Annotated in this window: 21 protein-coding genes and 1 pseudogene; 4 read left to right on the top strand and 18 right to left on the bottom strand. The window is 59.4% G+C overall.

The features are described 5' to 3' along the window. Positions 1 to 82: 82 nt before the first annotated feature. Positions 83 to 985 (top strand): LysR family transcriptional regulator, encoded by a 903-nt coding sequence (locus ACPPVP_RS17880; RefSeq protein ID WP_426536564.1) that lies wholly within the window; start codon positions 83 to 85, stop codon positions 983 to 985. A gap of 984 nt (positions 986 to 1969) precedes the next feature. Next, positions 1970 to 3910, top strand: coding sequence for a sigma-54-dependent Fis family transcriptional regulator (locus ACPPVP_RS17875; RefSeq protein WP_426536562.1), 1941 nt, complete (start codon positions 1970 to 1972; stop codon positions 3908 to 3910). Between the two features lie 18 nt (positions 3911 to 3928). Here ACPPVP_RS17875 and ACPPVP_RS17870 read toward each other — a convergent pair whose 3' ends face one another. The 10 genes from ACPPVP_RS17870 to ACPPVP_RS17825 all read right to left on the bottom strand — a co-directional run bounded on the left by ACPPVP_RS17870 (position 3929) and on the right by ACPPVP_RS17825 (position 13831). Next, positions 3929 to 5557: a molecular chaperone GroEL gene (locus ACPPVP_RS17870; protein ID WP_426536560.1), complete on the bottom strand. Its 1629-nt coding sequence runs from the start codon at positions 5555 to 5557 to the stop codon at positions 3929 to 3931. 67 nt (positions 5558 to 5624) lie between these two features. Further along, positions 5625 to 6425 carry a metal-sulfur cluster assembly factor gene (locus ACPPVP_RS17865; protein WP_426536558.1) on the bottom strand — a complete coding sequence of 267 codons (801 nt, stop codon included), beginning with the start codon at positions 6423 to 6425 and terminating at the stop codon, positions 5625 to 5627. A 5-nt stretch (positions 6426 to 6430) separates the two neighbouring features. Then, positions 6431 to 7474: an amidohydrolase family protein gene (locus tag ACPPVP_RS17860; RefSeq protein WP_426536556.1), complete on the bottom strand. Its 1044-nt coding sequence runs from the start codon at positions 7472 to 7474 to the stop codon at positions 6431 to 6433. Between the two features lie 109 nt (positions 7475 to 7583). Continuing rightward, on the bottom strand, positions 7584 to 7940 hold the full coding sequence (locus tag ACPPVP_RS17855; protein ID WP_426536554.1) for an MmoB/DmpM family protein: 357 nt from the start codon (positions 7938 to 7940) through the stop codon (positions 7584 to 7586). A 38-nt stretch (positions 7941 to 7978) separates the two neighbouring features. After that, a complete protein-coding gene (locus ACPPVP_RS17850) occupies positions 7979 to 9076 on the bottom strand; it encodes an aromatic/alkene monooxygenase hydroxylase subunit beta (protein ID WP_426536552.1) in 1098 nt (365 codons plus the stop codon). 47 nt (positions 9077 to 9123) lie between these two features. After that, positions 9124 to 10113, bottom strand: a complete 990-nt coding sequence (locus ACPPVP_RS17845) for an FAD-binding oxidoreductase (RefSeq protein ID WP_426536550.1) — start codon at positions 10111 to 10113, stop codon at positions 9124 to 9126. Between the two features lie 156 nt (positions 10114 to 10269). After that, positions 10270 to 11940, bottom strand: coding sequence for an aromatic/alkene/methane monooxygenase hydroxylase/oxygenase subunit alpha (locus ACPPVP_RS17840; RefSeq protein ID WP_426536548.1), 1671 nt, complete (start codon positions 11938 to 11940; stop codon positions 10270 to 10272). A 152-nt stretch (positions 11941 to 12092) separates the two neighbouring features. After that, positions 12093 to 12368, bottom strand: coding sequence for a hypothetical protein (locus ACPPVP_RS17835; RefSeq protein WP_426536546.1), 276 nt, complete (start codon positions 12366 to 12368; stop codon positions 12093 to 12095). Beyond that, on the bottom strand, positions 12368 to 12736 hold the full coding sequence (locus ACPPVP_RS17830) for a hypothetical protein (RefSeq protein WP_426536544.1): 369 nt from the start codon (positions 12734 to 12736) through the stop codon (positions 12368 to 12370). Before ACPPVP_RS17830 ends, ACPPVP_RS17835 begins: the two co-directional genes overlap by 1 nt. Positions 12737 to 12787: 51 nt before the next feature. Next, positions 12788 to 13831 carry an NAD(P)-dependent alcohol dehydrogenase gene (locus ACPPVP_RS17825; RefSeq protein ID WP_426536542.1) on the bottom strand — a complete coding sequence of 348 codons (1044 nt, stop codon included), beginning with the start codon at positions 13829 to 13831 and terminating at the stop codon, positions 12788 to 12790. 320 nt (positions 13832 to 14151) lie between these two features. Here ACPPVP_RS17825 and ACPPVP_RS17820 point away from each other — a divergent pair, with 320 nt between their 5' ends. Both ACPPVP_RS17820 and ACPPVP_RS17815 read left to right on the top strand, forming a co-directional pair. Next, complete coding sequence (locus ACPPVP_RS17820; RefSeq protein WP_426537916.1) at positions 14152 to 16026, top strand: sigma-54-dependent Fis family transcriptional regulator; 1875 nt, start codon at positions 14152 to 14154, stop codon at positions 16024 to 16026. A gap of 98 nt (positions 16027 to 16124) precedes the next feature. Further along, the gene (locus ACPPVP_RS17815; protein ID WP_426536540.1) at positions 16125 to 16544 is read left to right on the top strand and encodes an SseB family protein; all 420 of its coding nucleotides are present in this window, start codon (positions 16125 to 16127) and stop codon (positions 16542 to 16544) included. A gap of 363 nt (positions 16545 to 16907) precedes the next feature. Here ACPPVP_RS17815 and ACPPVP_RS17810 read toward each other — a convergent pair. The 8 genes and pseudogenes from ACPPVP_RS17810 to ACPPVP_RS17775 form a co-directional block, all read right to left on the bottom strand. Beyond that, positions 16908 to 17844: pseudogene (locus ACPPVP_RS17810) on the bottom strand (aldo/keto reductase). A gap of 195 nt (positions 17845 to 18039) precedes the next feature. Continuing rightward, entirely contained in the window at positions 18040 to 18516 is a 477-nt protein-coding gene (locus ACPPVP_RS17805) for a YybH family protein (protein ID WP_426536538.1), read from the bottom strand. A gap of 30 nt (positions 18517 to 18546) precedes the next feature. Continuing rightward, positions 18547 to 18990 (bottom strand): cupin domain-containing protein, encoded by a 444-nt coding sequence (locus ACPPVP_RS17800; RefSeq protein WP_426536537.1) that lies wholly within the window; start codon positions 18988 to 18990, stop codon positions 18547 to 18549. 24 nt (positions 18991 to 19014) lie between these two features. Continuing rightward, a complete protein-coding gene (locus ACPPVP_RS17795; protein ID WP_426536535.1) occupies positions 19015 to 19437 on the bottom strand; it encodes an OsmC family protein in 423 nt (140 codons plus the stop codon). A gap of 12 nt (positions 19438 to 19449) precedes the next feature. Continuing rightward, positions 19450 to 20298, bottom strand: a complete 849-nt coding sequence (locus tag ACPPVP_RS17790; protein ID WP_426536533.1) for an enoyl-CoA hydratase/isomerase family protein — start codon at positions 20296 to 20298, stop codon at positions 19450 to 19452. Positions 20299 to 20357: 59 nt separating this feature from the next. Beyond that, positions 20358 to 21671: an epoxide hydrolase family protein gene (locus ACPPVP_RS17785; protein WP_426537915.1), complete on the bottom strand. Its 1314-nt coding sequence runs from the start codon at positions 21669 to 21671 to the stop codon at positions 20358 to 20360. A gap of 172 nt (positions 21672 to 21843) precedes the next feature. Next, positions 21844 to 22044 (bottom strand): hypothetical protein, encoded by a 201-nt coding sequence (locus ACPPVP_RS17780; protein ID WP_426536531.1) that lies wholly within the window; start codon positions 22042 to 22044, stop codon positions 21844 to 21846. 34 nt (positions 22045 to 22078) lie between these two features. Beyond that, on the bottom strand, positions 22079 to 22765 hold the full coding sequence (locus ACPPVP_RS17775) for a VOC family protein (RefSeq protein ID WP_426536529.1): 687 nt from the start codon (positions 22763 to 22765) through the stop codon (positions 22079 to 22081). Between the last annotated feature and the right edge of the window lie 111 nt (positions 22766 to 22876).

The following is a 22876-nucleotide window of genomic DNA, read 5'->3' as shown; positions in this document are numbered from 1 at the left end:
GGGCAGAGACTGCCCTAATTCTGTTATCTCACAAGAATATGTTTGATATGGTTGCTATCTCAATTTGAGACGGAGGCTGAAATTGGACCTGCGGCAGCTTCGTTATTTCGTCGCGGTCGCCGAACGCGGCGGTTTCGCGGCTGCGGCCAGCACGCTCAATATCGCGCAATCGGCACTCAGCCGGCACGTCAAGGAACTCGAGCGCGAGCTTGGCGGTGCGTTGCTCGAACGCGGCGCGCGCGGCGTAACCGTGACCGAGTCAGGCAAGGTGCTGTTGGCACGCGGCCGCTGGCTGTTCGGCACCATTGATGACATCAAGGCCGAAGTACGAACGGAAAACCGCGAGCCCAGCGGTACGGTGCGGTTGGGCGCGCCCTCCAGTCTCGCCGATATCTTCTATGCGCCACTCGCCCATCTAATCGTGAAGCGTTTCCCACGGGTGCGGCTCGAATTGAGCGAAGGCCTGACGGAGGGAATGTGCGACCGCCTGCTGCGTGGCGAACTCGATCTCGCCGTCGTCACCACGCCGCAGCCCAATGATCACCTCGATTACGAAACGCTGGTGGTCGAGCAGGTATTCCTGATTGGTCCGCCGCGTGATCCCCTGCTCAAACGCGGCAAGCTGACCCGCAAGGAATTCGAAGGCCTGCCGGCCGCCATCGTGCCGCTCAGCCGCAATCCGTTCCCACCAACGGTGCCATTCTCGCTGCGGGTTGACAGCGCCCTGCCGATGAAGCGAATCGTGGCCTCCGGCCTCGGTTATGGCCTGCTGCCCTTCTCCGGCATTCACGAAGAGATCGAGGCAGGCAAATTGTCGGCCGCACTCTTGCCGTGGATGCGCGCCGATCGCGTATTGGCGCTGCCACGCGGCCGTCCGGTGAGCCGCGCCACGCGTGAAGTTTTCACGGGATTGATGCAGGTTTGCCGAGACCTAGTTGATGAAGGAAAAATTCTGGTTGCCAAGCCGCGCAAAACTTCCCGATAATGAATTCAAGCCCTACGCATAAATTGGTAGCTTACTGAACATTTCCCATCTTCTCGCACCCGACGCTCGTAAGGTCTTGACGGAAAGTTTAGCCTCGCGCGTCGGCGAAATCCCGGTCAGCTGGTCAACGACTGCTTTGCGCCAAAAGCGGTCTGTAACCACGCATGTTCCGAATTGACGTTGGCCAGTGCAAATTCACAGCTTGCCGAACGAGATCACTCCTTCTGGAAACATCGACCAGCCGCTGCGACGCGATCAGTTCGGCGTGCCGACGCTGGTTGCCGTTAGATTTTCTTTGATCTCTCGGTGCACACATCGTGCACACGCTGCCTTCTAACTATCTGAAAACTCTTAACTCTCGTTCCAATCCATCATGGGCAAGTTTGATCTAGCAGCAGCAACCGAGCTCTAATGAGAGCCAATCGACGATGGCGTCGAATCGCAGACATAGCGCGAAATTTTTCCACGAACATCACCGTTGGCGCGAGTGGATCCCAGGTAGCTACAACCGGGGTGGCAGTAATAGCGGGCTGTTCCGCGATGGAATTGAAGGGCAGCTTAGGACAATGGCGCGGCTCGATTCCTGGATGCTGCACTGCACCTTATCAATCCGCCCGGTAGGCCGCTTCGGTGACGCGCATCGCCGATAAACTTTCAGGGGCTGCGGACCTCTGACTCCTCCTTTGCGCCAATTGACCAAGACGTATAGGCTGCGCCCATCAGCGGCAACAAAGACCGCACGGGACGTCTGGGAAGTGAACGCTGGATGGGGTGTTTGGCTGGATGGCGCAGCCGTCCGCATGACACGCGTGGCAGGCATACGACTCGATCCAGGCGGCAGCCGTTCAGGTGCCTGGAAGGGGTCTGGAGTTACGCGTTGCATTGTGAAGACGGCACTTGCAACAAGCAGCCCGCATTCAGGTGATTGATCACGAGGCCTGTTAATATTCGGGTCTCGAACTTTGTCACCTCGGAGGAGCCGGGATGGACCAACGAGACGTGCTGGCCGCGTGGGAGAAGTTCGTCGAGCGCGGAGCTTTATCGTCCGATTTGAGATCATCAGTCGCTGCATCATGGCAGAGGTCCAAAAACCATCGGGTCACGGTTGACCGCGCGCGGGCGCCGCTAGTTGCTGACGCTGAGCTGTTTCGTCACCGTTCCAAGCACGCTTCACTACGTCATGCCGCCCGTTGCGCGCTCGAGAATTCGAAAACATTCCTGAGCGATGCCAATTCGATCATGATCCTCACCGATCCCACAGGATTGATCATCGACACCCAGGGCGATGACAGGGTCATTGACGCCGGTCGCACGGTTCATCTGGAACATGGAGGCCGCTGGAGCGAGGCCGACATCGGCACCAACGCGATCGGCGCGGCGATAGCGGAATCGAAACCTGTCCAGATCCGCGGCACGGAGCATTTTTGCTCGAAAGTGCAGCGATGGACCTGTGCTGCCGTTCCGGTTCACGATCCTACCGATGGCGAACTGCTTGGCGTGGTTGACATCTCTGGCCCAGCCAGCACCTTCAATCCGCAGAGCCTCGCCTTGGCCGTCTCCGTCGGTCATCACGTGGAAAGTGTATTGGCGCAATCGGTCCGGCAAGATCACGAAAAGCTGCTGTGCCACTTTCTGGCCAAAAGAGCGCAGTGGCTGAGCGACGAGTACATTGTGCTTGACCGTCGAGGCGCGATCCTCCACGCCACCGAGCGCGCGCTAAGTGCTCTCCAGAACAACCGTCACGGTATTGGCGGCGAAACGCCAACCCGCCTTTTGAAGGCGATACCCTTCGATGAGTGGCCGGTCAAACTGAAAGAACTGCTTCCGAACGCTAGTTTCGATCTCGTCGAGAACGAAACCTCCGGCATCGGCGCTATCGTGGTGCTGCATGCCCGGCGGCGCTTGCCGATCGCCGATCGCGACATTCAGAAGCTAAAACCCGCATTTGAACACCGCGAGACCGCGAGCTTGTCGCGGCCTCGAAAAGATGTGACGCCGGAACCTCAGCATCTGGATGGCCCGCTTGCGAGCACGACGTCCAGCTTTGTCGCCCGCGATCCGAAGGTGCGAGCCATTGTTCGGCAGGTCGAGACCGCGGCAGCACGCAAGATGCCGATTCTCATCCGGGGCGAGACCGGTACCGGAAAGGAACAACTCGCCCGCCACGCTCATGCCGCCAGCGGACGGCGCGGCGCCTTCGTCCCCGTCAATTGCGCAGCCCTTCCCGAAAGCCTGATCGAGGCCGAACTCTTCGGTTATGCTGACGGCGCGTTCACCGGAGCACGGCGCGGTGGCGCAACTGGACTCGTCAAGGAGGCTGACGGCGGCACGCTCTTTCTCGACGAGATCGGCGACATGCCCGTCGCGCTGCAAGCCGTGCTTCTGCGCCTGCTTGACGACTGGACCGTGCGCCCCGTTGGCGGCGTTAGAACCAGGGTAGATGTCTTTCTCGTCTCCGCTACCAATGCCAGCCTCGATAAGGCCATCGCCGAGGGGCGCTTCCGTTCCGACCTGCTCTATCGCCTCAATACCCTGGAGGTGACGATGCCGAGACTCCGTGATCGCAGCGACTTCGCCGCCATCGTTCACCATCTGCTTGGCGCCATCGATCCAAATTGCGAAATCACACCGGCGACCATCGCTGGTCTCGCCGCGCGTCCTTGGCCCGGCAACATCCGGCAACTGCGTAATATACTTGCACGCTTCGCCCTCGCCAGCGCCGACAGCTTCATCGACGAGGTCGGATTGGAGGCCATAATCTGTCAGGCGCCACTAACGACATCTGGATCACTCCACGACATCCAGCGGGCCAGAATCCTTGTGGTCTATGCCGAAACCGCCGGTAACATCAGCGAAACCGCGCGACGTCTCGGTGTCTCGAGAAACACCATCTATCGGGCACTCGGACAACACAAGCCGAGATGACCTGCGGGTGCGGCGAGATCAAAGCAGCTCGGCGCCGCCACCCAAGGCAGGCCCGGCCGTTGGATCGTAGTCGTCCGGCTTCTTGGCGATCAACGTTTGCGTCGTCAGGATCAGGCCGGCGACCGAGGCCGCATTGCGAACCGCGCTGTAGCAGACCTTGACCGGATCGATAATGCCGGCCTTGACGAGATCGACAGATGCGCCGTTGCGTGCGTCGAGGCCGTGGCCATTCGCTCCTTTGGCGATCTTAGTCACCTCGGCCTCACCGTTCAGCCCCGCATTGGCTGCGATGTAGAACAGCGGACGGCTGAGCGCGCGTTGCAGCAGCTCGGCGCCCTGCCGAGCCCCGCCGTTCAAACCACTGATCATCTCGTCGAGTTTGGGAGCGACTTTGAGCAAAGCGAGCCCGCCTCCCGGAACGATACCCTCCTCGATCGCTGCGCGCGTCGCATTGATCGCGTCCTCGATCAGTTGGGTGCGGCGCTTTTGCTCGACCGGCGTCGCGCCGCCCGCGAGGATCATGGCGGTGCCGCCGGAGAGTTTTGCGATTCGTTCCTGGAATTTGTCGCGCTCGATATTTTCGGGAGCGGCATCATATTGGCGCATGACCTGCTCGCGGCGCGCGGCGATCTTCTTCTGATCGCCACCTCCTGCCGTGATCAGCGTCTTCGAGGCTGAAATACGCACCTGGCGCGCGGAGCCGAGATCGTGCAATTCCGCCTTTTCGAGCTTGCCACCAAGATCGACCGAAATCACCCTGCCTCCGGTGGTGATCGCGATATCCTCGAGCATCGCCTTGCGCCAATGGCCAAATTCCGGCGGATGGATGGCAGCAACCCTGAAATTGGTCTTCTCCCGGCGCGCCAGCAATTGCATGATCACCGGCGGCGCGACTTCTTCGGCGATGATCAGCAAGGGCCGGCCGCTCTTTTCAATAAGCGAGATCACACCGGCCAACTGTTCACCGGTCTGAATTTTGTGATCCGTCATCAGGATGAACGGATTGTCGAGAACGACCTGCATTTTCTCCACATCCGTCACCATGTGATGCGAAAGATAGCCGCGCTCGAAGGCCATGCCTTCGACGATTTCCAACGTCGTTTCGACTGTGTTGCCGAATTCCACCGCGACAATTCCGTGATTGCCGGCTCGCTCAAAAGCTTCGGCTACCATTTCTCCAAGCGCCGCGTCGTTAGCGGCGATGCTTGCAACGGCACGCAGACCGGCGGGGCCCTGCAGAGCTTTGGCCGAGCGCCTCAGCGCCGCGATGGTCTCGGTGACTGCCAGCTCAAGCCCTTCGACCAGCTCTACCGGGTTGGCGCCCGCGGCAAGGCACTTTAGTCCTTCCTGCACAAGCACGTCGGCCAGCACCGTGGCGGTGGTGGTGCCGTCGCCCGCCACCTCATTGGTCTGCTTCGAGACCTCCCGCAGCACCTGCGCGCCCATATTTTCGAATGGGCATTCAAGCTCGATCTCGCTGGCGATGCTGACGCCGTCGCGCGAGATGATCGGCGTACCGATCGGCCGGTCCATGATCGCGTTCATGCCCTTTGGACCCAGCGTGCCGCGCACGGCTTTGGCGAGTTTGGCGACACCCCTGCCCAGCGCTGCCCGGGCCGCGTCATCATGCAGCATGATCTTCGGCATTGGATGTCCTCACCTTTTATCAAGAGTTTGTCTTACTTGGAGCTATTTACAGTCCGGCACGCCGGTGTCAGGGAACGTGCTGCGAGTCCGGCGTTTTCGAGGGCGCCTTTGATTTCGGCACGAAGGGCGTTTCGAGATCGAAGCGCACGGAAAGCAGACCGCGGCAGAGAGCGCCGTTAAAGTCGGCATTGACGCCGACGCGCCTTAGCTTTGAAATGTAGGCAGCGAGGCTGTCGGTTTTCAACTCCGCGCCCTCCGCGTCGACGAAAGCCGGCAAGTCGGCACGTAACGGCCCGACGACGGCGCGCCGTTCCAGATAACTCCGCACCAATTTTTCACCTTCATCATCGACCGGCAGACAACCCAGCTCCATCAGCGTCAGGCCGACGATTATTTCAGGCGAGTGCCCTACCCCGATGAGGTGGTTGAGCAGCGCTACTTGCCGGCGCTGGAATGCCTTGACGAGGAACGTCTGACGCAGATCATCCAGGTTGCCATCGGCCTCGGCGCCGAAGGTCTCCTGAAACGACAGTCCCTTGGCGAGACCCGCGTTGATCTTGTCGGCATACATGTGCTCGCCCAACACGACACTGACGCCTTCGACCCAGTCCAGCGCACTCACGGCCCGGCGCATGTCGTCCGCCATCAAGAACGAGAAATTGGCGGCGCACCAATAGGTCGGCAGACGGAACTCGATGTGGACCCGGTTTTCCGGATCCACATCGGCTTTGGTGACGAAGTTCAGCTCGGTAATGGATTCATCTAGCTCCGGATCAGTTACGCCTTGCAGGCATGCCCAGACTTCGGCTTGCCGGTCCCGGGGTTGCCGGCTTCGCGCCTGTTCGTTCCGTTCGGCGTGACCACCCATGGCGCTCACCGTGCCGCGTGGACGGCTTCGGGCAAATGGGCATACCCCCCGCCCGCCCTGATCTTCTTCTTCTGGGCTTCGACATCTATGCCGTAGAGGCGCGCCGCATTGAGGCCAAGAATCTTGATTTTCGTCTCCATCGACAAGACCGAACCGGTCTCCTTGGTGACGTCGGCGGGAATTTCGAATGCCATGAACTTGTCGATCAGCCACTTCGGCGTCCAGATGCCATAGTCGCTGCCGTAGAGGATCTTGTCCGGCCCAACCCAGAACAACAGCTCGGAAATGACATGAGCGAAATATCCCGGGCGCGTGTGGATGAAGGGCAAAGCCACCGCGAGGCCGGCATAGACGTTGGTTTCCTGAGTTGCGATCCAGCAAAAATCGTCAAGCCGCGGCAGGCCGCAATGCTCGACGATGAAATTCAGGTCCTGGAACGAAGTCGCGACGTCGTCGATATCGGCGACATCGAACGCATCGCGGTTCAGCGGGATGATGGTGGGACCCTTGTGGACGTGGATGTTCTTGATGCCGAGCTTTTGCGCCGCTTCGAGATATTTGTAGGACGCCTTGTCGGTCAGCTTGTAGCCCTTCGATTCTCCGCGCCATTCGGCGGTGTAGAGCTTGACGCCCTTCAGCTTGTGCTTTTCAGAGAGGGCATGCAGATCCTCGATGCCTTTCTCGCCGTCGCGCGGATCGAAGGCGCCGTTCAGAATGAACCGGTCCGGATGACTCTTCTTCAACGCCGAATTGCGCTCGGTCGTATTGAAGCCAGTCTTGTAAAAATCGGTCAGATAGGTCGGCTGCAGGATCGCCATGTCGTCATAGCCGGTGACGAACAGATCGTCGAACATCGTCCTGGCGTCGTATTTTTCGAACTTTTCCAGTTCCCACTTCTCCGACGGCGGACTCAAGTTTGAATGGTAAGCATAGAAGCATTCGATGAACTGCTTGCCGTGGATATTCTTCTGGTTAGCCGGGCTGCCGTCCCAAAAATGGGTATGCCCGTCGATGACGAATATCTCTTCGCCTTTGGCTGTCCTGTACATGGCGCTTTCTCCTCCCACGTGAAGATTGAATGTTTTTAGGCCCGCCATTGGCGCAGCCGGACCAATATGGCCGGCATCCAAACCGGCCATATCTCCTTCTTCGCAACCCTCAGACGATGTACTTCATCATCTCGTTCATGTCGCCAAACAGCATGACGGTGTTGTCGTCGGTCATGACCATGCGGCCGTAATGCGTCGAGGTTGAAATTTCGAAGAGATGCGGGGTCATGACGCGACCCAGTTCCTCCGAAATCTCGTCCATCTTGAATTCCATCTTGCCGTCGCCATCGATCCGGATCATCGCCGGCATATACGTCACCTTGATATGGTCATGACGGCTCATGACGTCGGCGATCGCGCGCGCCTCGACGCTGTCGTTCATCGTCACACCGCATTGATGCGATACCGTGTCCTCGAACGTGATGTCCTTCATCGATTTGAAGATGTTGTCGTTCTCGTGCAGCATGTTTGTCTCCTGAAGGGTTTGGGTAAAGGGGCGTCGGTCTATGATGCGAGATTGGCCGGAATCTTCAGGCCAAGCTCGGTAGCGATACCCTTGATGCGATTCATCGAATGCCCCAAAGCGTCGCTGAATGTTGCGACCTTGACGCGCGGCTGCGACCAGATCGGCTGCAGATGATTGGAGGCATCGAGCGCGAGCTCGGCATGTTTTGCGAGCCACTTGTTGAACAGCGCGATGTTATGAGCCCCATGCGTCGGGTCCTCACCAAGGATATGAAACAGCTCGACGGTGTTGGCGAGATTTCGCTCATAATCGGCCTCCGCCGCGGAGACGACGGCAGGAGTTATGAAATCGCCTTGTGCCGCGGCCGCCTGCATCAGGAAACCCGAGCGGAACAACTCGCCGACCAGCGGCTCGAACACGACGTTGGTGGAAAAGTACTGCTCGAGATAGTCGTTTGAGCCCATGACCGATTCAATCGACTTGCGCACGCCCTGCCAGATCGGATCCTCGAGCCAGTGCTGCTTGCCCGCGGCGATGTCGAAACCCGGGAGGTCGAGTCCAATCTCGCTCAGATAGAGCGTAATATCCTGGGCAAAGCGCAGCTTGTAGGACGAGTTGGTGAGAATCGCGTTGTTGACCATCTGGGTATAGCCGTAGCGCTGCGCCTGCATGGTCGACGTGCCAAGACCAAACTCGGCATGCTTGTAGGCACCGAGATGGTTCTGCAATATCTTCACCCAGGCCGCATCGAAGCGAGCCGGCGCACCGGATTTTCGGCCGTTCTCGATCGTGTTCTGCACCATGCCGCAAATCGTCGACTGGCGCTGGTAGTGTGTACGTTCCCATTCCTGATCGACGGCGCGGAATTTATGCCAGTTGGAGCTTTTTGCGGCGGTCCAGTCCTTGCTGTAGGTCGGCGTTCCGTCGGGAAAGGAGATGATCCAATCCTGCAGGAGATAGCGCTCGGGATCGGGCTGGACATCGACCGTCATGTCCTCGTAGTGCGTCGCCTTGCGGCCCTTGGGTTCGAAATAGTTATACTTGCGGCTTTCGGATCCCGGAAATACCGCGGACCCCGCGGCTCCGGATTTGACGACTGCCGGCTTCAGGGCGGCTCTGCTCGATTGTGCGCTCATGGCTAACTCCCTTTTGTCATTTTCTCTTGCGACGAACTCCAACGCCGTCATCGCACCGCCGGCGTAAACTTGTCGAAATAGATGTGCTCGGGCTCGACTCCGTTCATCTGCAAAATGGGCAGCACGGCGTCGATCATCGGCGTCGGCCCGCACGCGTAGGCATCGATCGCGCCAGCCAGTTTTTCCTCGCGTAAATGGCGCAGGACGACTTCATGGACGAAGCCGATTTCTCCATCCCATCTGTCATCCGCCTCCGCGTGCGACAGCGCCGGCACAAATTTGAAATCCTTGAGCTTCGCGGTGATCGCCGCCAGCTCGTCGAGGTAGAACAGATCGGCGCGCGTGCGAGCCCCATAGAAAAACCGCACGGGCCGTTGCTCCGCACTCTCGATGTGATCGGCCAGGATCGACCAAAGCGGCGACATGCCCGAGCCGCCACCTATCAACAGCATCGGGCCGGGTCTCTCCTCCCTCCGGAAGCAGGTGCCATAAGGCCCTTTGGCAATCAGGGCGTCGCCGACGCTCAACTTTCCATCGAGCTGGGACGAAAACGCGCCGTTCGGGTATTTCTTGATAATGAAGCGCAGGTTTGTGCTCTCGCCGGGCGCGTTCGCCATCGAAAACGCACGGGTAATGGCGCCGTCCCCAAGCGTCAGATCGACATATTGGCCGGCCCAGAACTTCAGGGGCTTCTCGATTTCTATTTCCAGCAACCTGATGTCGGACGTCAACGCGCTGATCTTGGCGACGCGCCCGGCAAATGCCTTTACCGCTATCGAACGGCTCAGCAGGTCTTCGTCGTAATTAAGCAATTCGAAGCTGACATCGCTGAAGGCGTGCGTGCGGCACAACAGGACGTGACTGGTCTCGCTCTCGTAATCGGGCAACGCGAAGGTGGAATACTTCAGCAGCTCGATGTCGCCATCGATGAGCTTTGACTTGCAACTGCCGCATTGTCCTTCCTTGCAGCCATGCATCAACGAGATGCCTTGACGGAACGCCGCGTCAAGCACGGTTTCGCCCTCCTCAACTTCCATCTCGATACCCACAGGCTCGAACCGAACCCTGTGAACTTGTGCATCCGTCATAATCTCGGCCTTGTCGTATTCATGATTTGGACAGAATTGCCGGAGCGGCGGCGCCCCCGAGAAAAAATGGGGACCGCCGGAGCGGCCCCCGTCCGGTTGTTACCCTCAGTGACAAGGATTGATCTTGAAGCCCTTGCGATAGTCGGCGATCGCCACCTCACGCTCGATCGGTGAGAGCGCACGGAAGCCCCGGAGTGGACTACCAAGCTGGTGGCCGCGCACGTGATCGAGGGTCCACATGTCCTTTTCCTCGAAACGCAGATGCGGCTGTGCGACCAACGTCTTGCCGTCGGGTCTGACGAACCCGAGATCCTTGATCGCGTCAGCGATGTCCCAACCGTGGTAGCAGTCTTCCCATTCACGGCGACCGCTGAAGCGGCCCATCGCCGGCGTGGCGCGGCCTTCATACTCGGCGGCGAACGCCACCTTGTGGGTCCAGCGGCACCCTTCCGAGCAATAGGTGTACATCTTGCCATCGACTTCGTCGCAGCAGAAGTCCTCGCGGATCAGGCAAGGCACCATGCAGCTCCAGCAGCGATGCGGGTACGAATAGCCTACCTCGCTGTTGAAGAGGATGTTGGTCTCGCCAGGAACGCTCAGCTTCGCATGCCACTTCCAGAAATCCCCGAACTCAGCGTACCAGCCCGGATATTTGTGCTCGAACCACTCGAAGTCCTTCTCGGTCTGGGCCTCGATGCGCCAGAAGTTCGCCGACCAGCCGACGGTGAAGAATTGAGCGGTCTTGTGAACGTAGTTCTTCTTGACGATGCGGTCCCAGGCAGCGGCGACGTCGTCGTGGTGGATCTTGATGCCATACTTCTCAAGCGGCAGCATATAAGTGCGATAGTAATCCTCGTAGATCCAGCGATGCCACAGCTCCGCATAGGATTCCTTGTTCTTATCGCGGTTGGTCGTGCCGTATTCGATGAACGTCCCGATCGCGGCATCGACAATCGCGTGGTTCTGCCAGAAGGCATACTTCAGATCGCGTTCCAGCAGCTGATGATTCGACGGATCATTGATCATCGCCATCAGCATCGAGTGACCGTTGCCGATATGGCGGGATTCATCCGACTGCACCGACAGGAACACCGTCGGCAGCGCATAGTCGCCGTTGCGCGCCGCCTCCGAAGGCATGGCCACAAACAGCGTATTCGTGAAGGCGGTTTCCGCAACCACCGTCAGATACACGTTGGCGGCGGTGATCGCGTCGCCAGTCAGGAAGCCTTCAGCGAACTGACGGCCGATCGTGGTGGCATAGCATTTGCCGAACGCAGCTTCGGTAATATCGAACCCGGCGGGATCGATATAATTTTCCATGTACCACTTCTTCAGGTTCATCTGGATCGTCGAGTGCCGGAACTCATCTACCATCTGCATGGTAAACCCGGTGCGCAGTTCCTCGCCGGGCGCCAGCCGGCCGACCATCGCCATGGAACGCGCCGCCGAGATCTCCGGGAACGGGATGATCGCCAAGAACAGCTTCATCCATTCGACCCACCGCGGCTCGACATTGCGGAACATGTCGCCGCGCAGCGCCGCATCCAGCGCACCGTAAACGCGGTTGTCTTTTTCTTCCTGCATCGGAAAATATGACCGAAGCACCTGTTTCATCGGGTCGCGCGGGGTCTTCGAGATCTTGTAATCGGTCGGAAAGGTCATGGCCTCCTGCACGTAGCTTGGCGTCCAGCCAAGATCCGCGACGCGGTTTGCCGCTTCGGCAATGCTTATGCCTTTCTGGGCCGTAATCTTGTTCAGCGTCAGGCTTGCAGACATCTCTATCTCCTTTGAACGTTGCGTTAGCTTCAGCATTCTCGCTTCAGTCGTTGGGTCAACCCGTGATCTCTTGAGCTCTCGAAATTCACATCTGCGAAAACAAACTTTGAGTCCGGTAAATGTACTTTGATTTGCGAAATCACGATTTCAGTTCAAGCCGGCTTGACGGCGCCGGCCGTCTCGCCACCTCCGCTGGTTCGATTGATGAGCGGCTTGCCTTCGGCGATGAACTTCGCCGAGAGAACCAGCGTGCCGATTGCGAAATCCTTGCCATGCCGGGCGATCATGGCCTCTGCGGTTTCGGCGATTTGAACGAAGAACGCGTCTTTCGACTTGTCTTCCTCACTCAATTCCAATTGCCGAGGTGGCGCACGTTCTTGTCCAGTCTGCGCGACAGTTTCGGCAACCTTGATCCCGGTCTTGCTCATCACGAATGTCCCGAGCGTTGGTGTTCATTGGTCGAAGGGCCGCTTTCAAATTCAAGCAACGATGCGTTGAGCCATTCGCGTACGGCGACGAGGCGCTGATGCTCCTGCTGCAGCTCCTGCAGGCGCGCCGTCATCCTTTCCAGGTCAGGTTGCGCGCCGGCTACTCCCTGCGCGACATCGCGCCTGGCGCATTCGAATTCAATTTCAGCGCCGCCGCGCGCACTTTCGTTTTTCAGTTGCATCTCGTTGTTCCGAATCATGGCTTCAATCAGCTTGTGCCGCGACAGCATCCGTTCCCGAGCGCGCTCAAGTTCGGCGGCTTCCTCTGCAGTAATCTGTGGCCCGCGCCCGCTGGCGTTCACATGCATTACCCTCGTTCGATATTCCGGACTCAAGCTGGGCATCTTGCGGCGGGTTTCCTACGGGATCAGAACGGCACGGCCGTGGATGCGCCCATGATGCAGGTCATGAAGCGCATCGTTGGCCTGGCTGAGTTTGTATTCTTTGGTATGAAGATCGACGAGGCCGCGATCCGCGAGCGCCATCAGTTCGACCAGTTCAGCATAGGTGCCGACCAGATTTCCGACGATGGTCTTTTCCGTCGTGATCATATCGATGGTAGGGAGCTCGATCTTGCCGCCGTAACCCACGATGTAGTAGTAACCGCCGTTCGCCGTCATCGACAGACCTTTGGCGATCGCCTCGCCCTCCCCGACGAAATCGATCACGGCTTCCGCGCCGCGTCCGGCGGTCAGCGCCAGCACGGCCTCGACTTCGTTGCCGTCGGCTTTCACGAGATGGTGCGCACCGCACTCCTTGGCGAGATCGAGAGATTTGTCGGCGCGGTCGATCACGATGATTTCCGCCGCGCAGAGCGCTGCGAGAACCTGGATGCCAATATGCCCAAGTCCGCCGGCGCCGATCACCGCGACATATTCACCGGGCAGCAGATGGCGGGATGCCTTCTTGGCGGCACGATAGGCCGTCAGCCCGGCGTCGGTGTATGGAGCGACATCTTTCGGCGCCAGCGACTTGGGTAACTTGATGAGAGAACGTTGGCCCGTGAGCAGGTATTGCGCGTAACCGCCGTTGGCGTTGATGCCGGGAAACGAACTATCCAGTGCGTGCATGTCGTCACCGCGCCGGCAGGCGAGACAATGTCCGCTGGTCACCAGCGGATGACAAATGACACTGTCGCCAACCTTGACGCCCTCGACGCCGGGCCCGATCGCCTCGACCCAGCCCGCATTTTCGTGACCCATGACGTATGGGAGTTTGACGTCAACCTTGCTGCGCCAAATACCTTCGACGATATGAATATCTGTGCGACAGACGCCCGCGCCTCCAATGCGCACGATCACGTCCATGGGACGCGAAATCTTCGGGTCTGTCACGTCTTCGTATTTGACAAACTCCTTCGCCGTCAGCTTTTCATCAAATGCATGGAGCACCGCGGCTTTCATTTGCTTGTCTCTCCCCCTGAGATTTTTTTTTACAGTCGTGGCGCAAGCGCCGTCCCAACTAAGTAAGTTAGCAAGGGCCGTGCCAAGCGCTTAACTGCCTGATCTTTCTGACATTCCCCGGACCCCGACGATGCTCGTTCCGGTCCGCCTCGGAGCACGCTTGGCGGCATACTGTTCCGACACGGAACACTTTGACGATGACCGCGACGGACGAGGAGAAATTTGGATTTTTGATCTTTTGATCTATGATCATCGAACGCGCGGGCGCCGAAGAAGACCCGACAGGAAGTTGCCGAACTGCAGTTCCGGGAGGACCGATGATGCTGCCCGCTAGCCGGCGCGTCGAAAATGCGTGGATGACGCTTGAGCAGCGTGGAGCGCCGCCAGCGGAACTTCTGTCGGCCGATATTTACGATAGCTGGATGCGCTGCATTTCGTTCGGCCTCGACACGCTTCGCCCGCCTTCCCCCGAATTCGTCAGCCCTGCAATCCTGCGCCAGGAGCAACAGCGTTGTTCACTGGTCCGTGGCCTAGCGCTCGCTGAGATGCACACGCTGCATCAGCAGATTGCCGGCTCCAACTTCATGATCGCGTTTGCAAACGCGGACGGCTTGCTGCTCGACATCGTATCCGATCCGAGCTTCAGCGACGCTTCGAACGCAGCGAGCATTCGGCCAGGTACGGTCTGGACGGAAAATCTTTGCGGCACCAATGGTCTCGGCACCGCCGCACACCTGAAACGCGCGATCGTCGTGCACGGGCGCGAGCACTTTTTTTCGCGCTACAACAATCTTACCTGCATCGCAGCGCCGATCTTCGCGCCCGATGGCGAACTGACCGGAATATTGGATGCTTCGTCGGATTGCATGTCCCGGCAGGCTCACACCCAGGCGCTGGTCGCCATGGCGGCGACCCAGATCGAGAATGGACTGTTCCGCGAACATCATCGTGCAAATATCCTGATCGCGTTCCACAATCGCGGCGAGTATTTGCACACATTGAGCGCGGGTCTGCTGGCCGTCGATAATGAGGGCAGGATACTCGCGGCGAACAGGGCCGCGGGCATCTTGTTGCATGGTTTGCCGGCCTCGCCGGGCCGCCGCTTCGCCGACGTCTTTCGTACGAAGTTCAGTACATTTGTCGATGAGGGCCGGCGCAAGGAGCGCCAGCGCCTTGAAGACGAGGTCGGAAGCCAATTTGTCTCGACGATCGAAAACACGCGTCAGTTCCCAATGATTCAAGGAGTTTCCAGATCGCGGCCGCCGGCACCGAAGGAAGTCACCCCGCCATTCGTCTCGGCCGATCCGACGATCGCGGGAGTCGTGCGACGGGTTGAGAGCGCCGCAGCACGCAAGATGCCGATCCTGATCCGTGGCGAGACAGGTACCGGCAAGGAACAACTCGCCCGCCATGCCCATGCCGCCAGTGGGCGGGCTGGCGCCTTCGTCCCCGTCAATTGCGCGGCGCTTCCCGATAGCCTGATCGAAGCGGAGCTGTTCGGCTATGCCGAGGGCGCTTTCACCGGCGCAAAAAAGGGCGGCGCCGCGGGACTATTCAGAGAGGCCGACGGCGGCACCCTGTTCCTCGACGAAATTGGCGACATGCCGGTGACGCTGCAAGCCGTGCTGCTGCGCTTTCTGGACGATTGGACGGTTCGTCCGGTCGGCGGCGCCAAACGCCAGGTCGATGTCCTCCTGGTGTCCGCCACCAACGCCAATCTCGACGACTCTATTGCAAAGGGCCGCTTCCGATCCGACCTGCTGTTTCGCCTCAACACGCTGGAGGTAACGTTACCGCTCTTGCGCGAACGTTCGGATTTCGCCGAGATTGCGCGCCATCTGATCGAGAAGATTGATCCCTCCGCGGATTTGACAGAAAGCGCAATCGATCGATTGGCCGAACTGAATTGGGGCGGCAATATCCGTGAATTGCGCAACGTGCTCTCCAGACTATCCTTGGCCGAGCGCCTGATCGATGAGGCGGCAGTCGAATCCGTTGTCGGACATTCATTCGGCGAGCGACTGCCCGGCAGGGCGTCAGGCAACAGTGGGCTGAAACACGACTTGCATGAGATCCAGCGCGCGCATGTGCTGACCGCGTATGCGGAAACCGGCAATAACATCAGCAAGACCGCGCGACGGCTGGGCGTGTCGCGCAATACGATCTATCGCGCCCTTCGTGACAATCAGAGCTAGCACCACGCCCAAGACCATCAGGCGTCAGTGAAAGTGCTTCACGAAAGGCGCTGCGCGCGAAAATCTGATCCACTATCACGTTCAAATGGGAGCACACCGTGTTTGAGCCGGAAAACAGTCTCGAAGCCCTGATGCAGGCCGCCGGAAAGGATCCCGGTATCGTTCCTGCATTCTATCAAGCGCTGCTTGAAGCCGAGATCTATGTTCTGACTCCTGAAGCGCCAATGAAGCCTGGTCGCCGCCGCTCGCTCAAATTTCAGGAAAAGATCAGCATTGCTACCGTCGAATTCCAGGGCATGAAATGGCACCCCGCCTTTACGTCGAAAAAGCGTATATCCGACTACGTAAAAGAGCCCGAGACCTGCCTTGGCGCGGCCGCGCGCAATCTGTTCGAGATGTTGCCCGACTCAAATTTTTGGCTCAATCCGCTATCCGAATGCCAGAAGCCGCTGCCCGCTACTGAAATCGCGCTGCTGATGAACGGCAAGATTTTTAAAGCGTTAAGGAGGGAGAGATAGAAGTTGCGTGGTCGGTGTTGAAATTAACCCTACGCATATGGAAGATCCTATCTGGTTCCAGACATCCTCAGCGCAGTCGTTCCCACATTCCATATCGATCACATCCCCGAATAGACGCTCTGTGCAACGTTACCCGCGCGTCTACAGCCTTCCAATTTCGACCACGGCGTCCTTTTCAACAACCGCACCGGTTGCCAAGCGACACACGCTCAGCCAACGCCCGCGCATTGAGATTTTCTTTGATCTCCCGATGCACACATCGTGCACACGCCGCCCCTAACTAGCTGATAAAATTGAACTCTCACTCCAGTCCATCGGAGGTCGCAACTTTCGCCGGCGCGGCGCCGCGTCGCTAAAATCAGTTCACCGGTTACCGGGAATAAATCCGGGCACGCCGGTCGTCACCACGGAGTTGAACCTGACGCTGGTGGTAATGCGGTCGCGAATCTCCCGCATAGCGTCTTCGGGCAGGGCCGATATGTCAAAGCTCTCCTGAATGCGCTGGGGTTTGGTCGAGGTGGTCAGGAAAGCGGTGCCACGCTGTACGGCCCAGGCAAGCGCGACTTGAGCCGGTGTCTTGTGCAGACGCTCTGCGATGGCTGTAATCACGGGGTCGGCCAACAAGTTTGGCTCCATGGCATGCCCCAGCGCCGCAAACGCCTGCAGTACAATCCCTTGCTCCCGACAGAAGTCGAGCAACTCCCATTCGGGAAGATACGGATGCGATTCGACCTGCACCATGGCAGGCTTGATCCGCGCGGCCGCAACGATCTCCCGCAGCTTCACCAAGGTAATGTCCGATAGACCGATCGACCTGCAATGACCGTCGTCCACAAGGCGCTCCATCGCCCGCCACGTCTCGACAAGCGTGACCCCTGGATCATAGATCACCCGGCCGCACTCGTCCCTCGGGTCCTGTTCGTCGCCGGGTCGAAAGGCAAAGGGCGTATGGATGATGTAGCAATCGATATAGTCGAGTTGCAGTCGCCGGCGACTGGAATCGAAGGCTGGCCTCACCCGCTCCGGACGATGATTGGTTCCATAGCTTAGTGGTAACGAACAGGTCCCGGCGCTGAAGCGTCCCCGCCGTAAAGGCTTCCTGAATCGCCTCGCCAACAGCCGCTTCATTGCGGTAGCGCTCCGCACAGTCGAGATGTCGAAATCCTGCTTCCAGTGCGGCCCTGGTCGCCTGTTTGGTTACGAGAGGATCCGGAATCAGCGTGCCAAAACCGGCAGCAGGAATCGGCCCAGATCCGTCGGTGGGAATCCTCGAATAACGAAGCGTATCGGATATTGTCATGCTCTTACTCCCTTGTATTTAGCCCAGTCGCGGGGCTCGACGGCATCAATTGGCCCGCCGCGGCTTAGGTAGAAAACACACGAGCCGGCTCACGATCAGCATGGCGAACATCAAGATTTTGAATTGGTCGATGACTGCTACAACCGCCGCCTGCTGGGTGATCATGCCGTTGAACGCGGCGAGACCCGGTTTTGGCTATTGAACCAGCGCCGCTCCGAGGATTGTCTTCTGGTACGCAGCAAGCATTCCGGGCTCCTCGACCGATCCGTGGTGATGCATCTGCCGCCAGACACCCTCACGCCGCGTAAACCAGCGCGTCGTACGGAATCGAACAGCCATCTTCGCGTCGGGGGTGATGCACGTGCCTTTTTCCCGACCGACGAACAGGTGCCAATCGTCGCCGCCCTGGCTGGTGAAATCGTGGAAAGTTACCTGGACGATCGCAGGTCCTCCGAACAATTTCAAATAACCTTCGCTGATGGACTGCCAACCACGCCGGATGCCGCCCATCGGGTTGTCCATGCTGGATGCGTCCCCCTGCTCCCAGTTCGTGGCAAGTCCAGCAAGGTCGCGAGCGTTGAAGGCTTTGTAAAACCCGATCAATGCGTCGAGCGCATCGCGGCGACCGCTTTGCAATTCACGTCCCGTGATCTCAGTCAATCTTACCGTCATCATGTCCCTCCTCGTTGCGAGTCCCGCGCCTCAATCACGCCTGCCTTGCGCAGGTTGCGCACGTGGATCATCGTCCTCATCGTGATATTCGAGGCCAAGCGGACCGATCGCAGAGACCTGGGTCACGTATTCACCGGACTTTGCCCAGTGGAAATGCCAGGTCTCGCCGGGCAGCACGATGACACTGCCCGGTGGATAGGCCATCACCTTGTCGCCGTCGAAGGTTTCCCCGAGTCCGATGTAGAATACGCCCGACATGACCGTGTAGATCCGGTCTTCGGGATGTTTGTGCGGCATCAGCCTGGTGCCGCCGGGTACTTTCACGCGAACCACGTAGGGCCCGGGCTCCGCCGGATGGCCGACCATCACAGCCAACCGCGCGCCGGGCGGAAACGCCGGGAACGATCTCCACTCGATATCCTCAGGCAAAACCGCCCTGAACGTACTCTGGTCGGGTTGATGATTGCGCGCCATGGCACTCTCTCCTTCTTCGGCCAGCTAAACGAGCTTTGCGTCCAGCGTGATCGCGGCGTTGAGGACCTTCGAGACCGGGCAGTTCTTCTCCGCTTCCCCCGCGATGCGGGCGAAGTCGGCGTCGTCGAGATTGGGCACCTTGCCGCGCAAGGTAAGAGCCGACTTGCTGATCTTGAATCCCTGGCCGTCAGGATCCAGTGTGACCGCGGCCTCCGTGGAGAGTTCTGTCGGATTTAATCCCGCGGCTTGCAGGCCGAACGCCAGGGCCATAGTGAAACACCCGGCATGAGCCGCAGCGATCAGCTCTTCCGGATTTGTGCCCTTCTCGGTCTCGAACCGAGTCTTGAAAGAGTACGGGGTGCCGTCGAGTACCCCTGAATCGCTCGTGAGCTGGCCGCTCCCTGCGCGCCCCGTGCCATGCCAAACTGCCTTTGCCTTGCGGATCATTGCTGCTCTCCTTCAGTTGCCCAATTGACCGACGTGGAAGCCAAGCCGGTTTTCGACATCGCCGGCGCGGTGGAAACCGCGTTCCAGCAGCTTTTGAATCCGGTTCTGGCTGGCCGGCCGCTGCACCGAGGCGAGGAACGCATCCCATTCCGGAGCGATCTCAGCATCCGACGGCAGGCTGGCCACATTGACGAGGCGCTTGGTCTCGGCAATCGCCCGCTTATCGAACGACGCGATCCGCATCGCCAGCGCATCGACGAAGCCGTCGAGCTCGGCATCCGGCAAGCTACGATTGACGTAGCCGTAGCGCTCGGCAAGGTCGCCGTTGATGTCGTCGGCGCTTAGCAGCACCTCAAGCGCGCGGCCGCGGCCGATCAGGCGCGGCAGCCGGGCCATCGGCCCGCCGCCCGGCACCAGGCCAGCGCCGACTTCCCATTGCGACAGGATCGCCTTCTCGCGGCTCGCGAATCGCATATCGCTCGCCAGCGCCAGTTCGCTGCCTACGCCGGTCGCGCGGCCACGGATCGAGGCGATTGACGCGACCGGCGCGCGGCTGAGACGGGCCAGCATATCCGGCAGCGCCTGCAGGCCCGTCGCACCGGGCGGAATGCGTGTGGACTCCTCCAGCGGCGCGAAGAAATCATAATGCGTCAGGAAAAATCCATCGACCACGCTGTCGAACACGACGACCTTCACTTCGGGGTCGGTCTCGAGCGCCGTGATGATCTCGTCGAGCTGCGGAATCGTCTCCGGGCCGAAAATGTTCACCGGCGGATGATCGAACGTCACGCGCCAGTAGGACGGCAGGCGCCGTTCAAGGTGAATTTGTGCAGCCGTAAAGGTCTTCTCGGGTCGGTTCATGGGACGCTCCAATGATATGCGGGGGTGGGACGCGCATCCCGTGCGCGTCCCGATTGGTGTCAGCTTGATTGGCGCAGCGACTTGAACGCGGCGCGCATTTCGGCGCTGAACGACGCCGGCTGCTCCCAGGCGGCGAAGTGACCGCCCTTCTCAAGCCTGTTGTAGTGAATGAGCTTCGGATAGGCTTTTTCCGCCCAACTCCGCGGTGCCTGATACAACTCGTCCGGATAAGCGCTCACGGCGACTGGAAGCGTGATGCCTTTCGGTGCGAAAAAGGCAAGCTTGCTCTCCCAATAAAGGCGAGCCGAAGAGACACCGGTGTTCGTCAACCAATAGAGCGTTATATTGTCGACGATGTCCTTGCGGGTCAGGCCCTCGGCTTTGCCGTCAAACACACGCGCGATAAGCGCGTAACTGCGCTCGTCGTGGTCGATCATCCATGCGGCAAGGCCGATCGGCGAGTCCTCGATGCCATATAGCGTCTGTGGCCGAGCCCCCATCTCCTGAGCGTAGGCCAGGCCCGTTTTGTAGAAGTGACTGAGCTGGTCATACGCATGCTTTTCGTCGGCTGAGAGGCCCGACGGCGCTGGAGCGTTGGCGAAGGCGAGCTTGTCGATATCAGCTGGTACTGTCGCCGGCATGTTGGTGTGAATAGCGACCAATCCCGCTGGTTGCTGCAGCGCCAACTGCTCCGTGACCGCATTTCCCCAATCACCGCCTTGCGCCACATATCGCGTGTACCCGAGGCGTTGCATCAGCACGCCCCAGGTGCGGGCGATCCGAATGGGATCCCAACCCGTTGTGGTCGGCTTGCCCGAAAAGCCGTAACCGGGCAGCGACGGGATCACCAGATGGAAGGCCTCCGATCCGCTCGCCCCGTGCGCTGTAGGGTTGGTCAGCGGATCGACGATCTTCAGTTGCTCGATGATCGAACCGGGCCATCCATGCGTCACGATCATCGGCAAAGCATTCTCGTGCTTGGAGCGAACATGAATGAAATGAATATCGATGCCGTCGATCTCGGTGATGAACTGCGGCAGGGCATTCAATTTGGCCTCGATCTTGCGCCAATCGTAGTCGGTCGCCCAGTAACGTGCGAGCTTCTGCATGGTCGCGAACTGCACGCCCTGCGTCGCATCCTTGACGATTTCCTGGCTCGGCCACTTCGTCGCGCTTACACGCCTGCGCAGATCAACCAGAGCTTCCTCCGGAAAATGGACCCGGAACGGACGAATCTCGGCGCTCGGGGCTGCATTCGATTTGAACGCAGGAAAGATGCTTGCGGCACCCGCTCCTGCAATTCCGATCGCCGCGTTGCTCAGAAGCTGGCGGCGGTCCTGGTCGATGACTTCGGATACTGACTTCGTGGACATGTTGGATCTCCCTGTTTCGATAAATGCCCGGGCTGGGCCCGGGCGCTGCACTTGCTGCGACTTGATACTTGCTCAAGGTCTTCGAGATTGCTCGTTATGGGTTGTTATGTAGCGTTAGCCGTTGCGAGTGATGCCTGGTGTCGTCGTCTCGCGCTTCACCCGTGAGTCGCGATCACCTGATCAACGTGAAGAACGCCTTGCCGCTTTCGATGATGTAATCCGCAAGTTCGTCTCCTACGCTGTCGCTGAGCTGCAGGCCCGCATACCGCTCTTGCGGCTGCTGTTCGCGCGCGACGTGCTGAACAAACACGCTTCCGACGATCAGCGTCGTCGATATCGCAGTTCGAAAAATCGTCAGCAGAGTTTTGTTCATGTCGACCTCCCCTTTGAGAGCTGGATGCGCAACTTTATGAAAGCGGTGGCTTGCCGGCCTGCTCGCGGACCATGTATTCGGCGTACCAGTCGGGCCAGTTCGCATCGTGCTGGCCACCGGAACGTTTTTCATGTTCGCCATGCGCGGCCGCTGCACGCCGCAACGCGCTTGCAAGGTCCGCCGCAGAAGTGAAAGTCGTGTCGCCTTCGATGCGTCCCGGCAGCCGAGCCGTGATTTCCTGCATCAGCCAGCCGTTGCCATCCGGATCTTTGAACGACGCAAAGGACTGGTAGCTGCCGTGCCCAGGATCCGGGCCGCCGAGCCGCAACCGTCCGAACAGATAAGGCTCGTCCGTGCCGCCATGCGTGTCGCCAGCGCCGTGAAAGACGTCGCTGACCTCGACACCGCGACCAATGAGGTCAGCGCGCGCGGCCTCGATGTCGGAAACGATGAGATAAAGGCCTTGCGCTGACCCGGGTGCAGCCGCGGTGACGTTCTTGCCGAAGATAACCGAAGCCGGCGATCCCGGAGGCGTAAACTGGATGACACGCCAGCCGTCACCGGAGGTGAAGTCGGCATCCAGTCTCCACCCGAGGCTCGTATAAAACGCCTTTGCACGATCGACGTCCGAGACCGGAATGACGACGATCTCAAGCTTCATATCGATCGCGAGTGCGGGAACCTTGATCGCGGCCTCATTGCGCTCTTCCGTCATGGTCATGACAACCTCCTCCGTGCCGGTGTTGTGGCGACCGGGCCCGAGACCCGGCTGATTGGTGCGCCATGACACTCGCGCAGCGGGCGCGAAATAGCTCGTTATGGGTTGTTAGGG

The organism is Bradyrhizobium sp. McL0615, from assembly GCF_049993905.1.
GTDB lineage: Bacteria > Pseudomonadota > Alphaproteobacteria > Rhizobiales > Xanthobacteraceae > Bradyrhizobium.
This window is presented reverse-complemented; position numbering and strand designations above follow the sequence as displayed.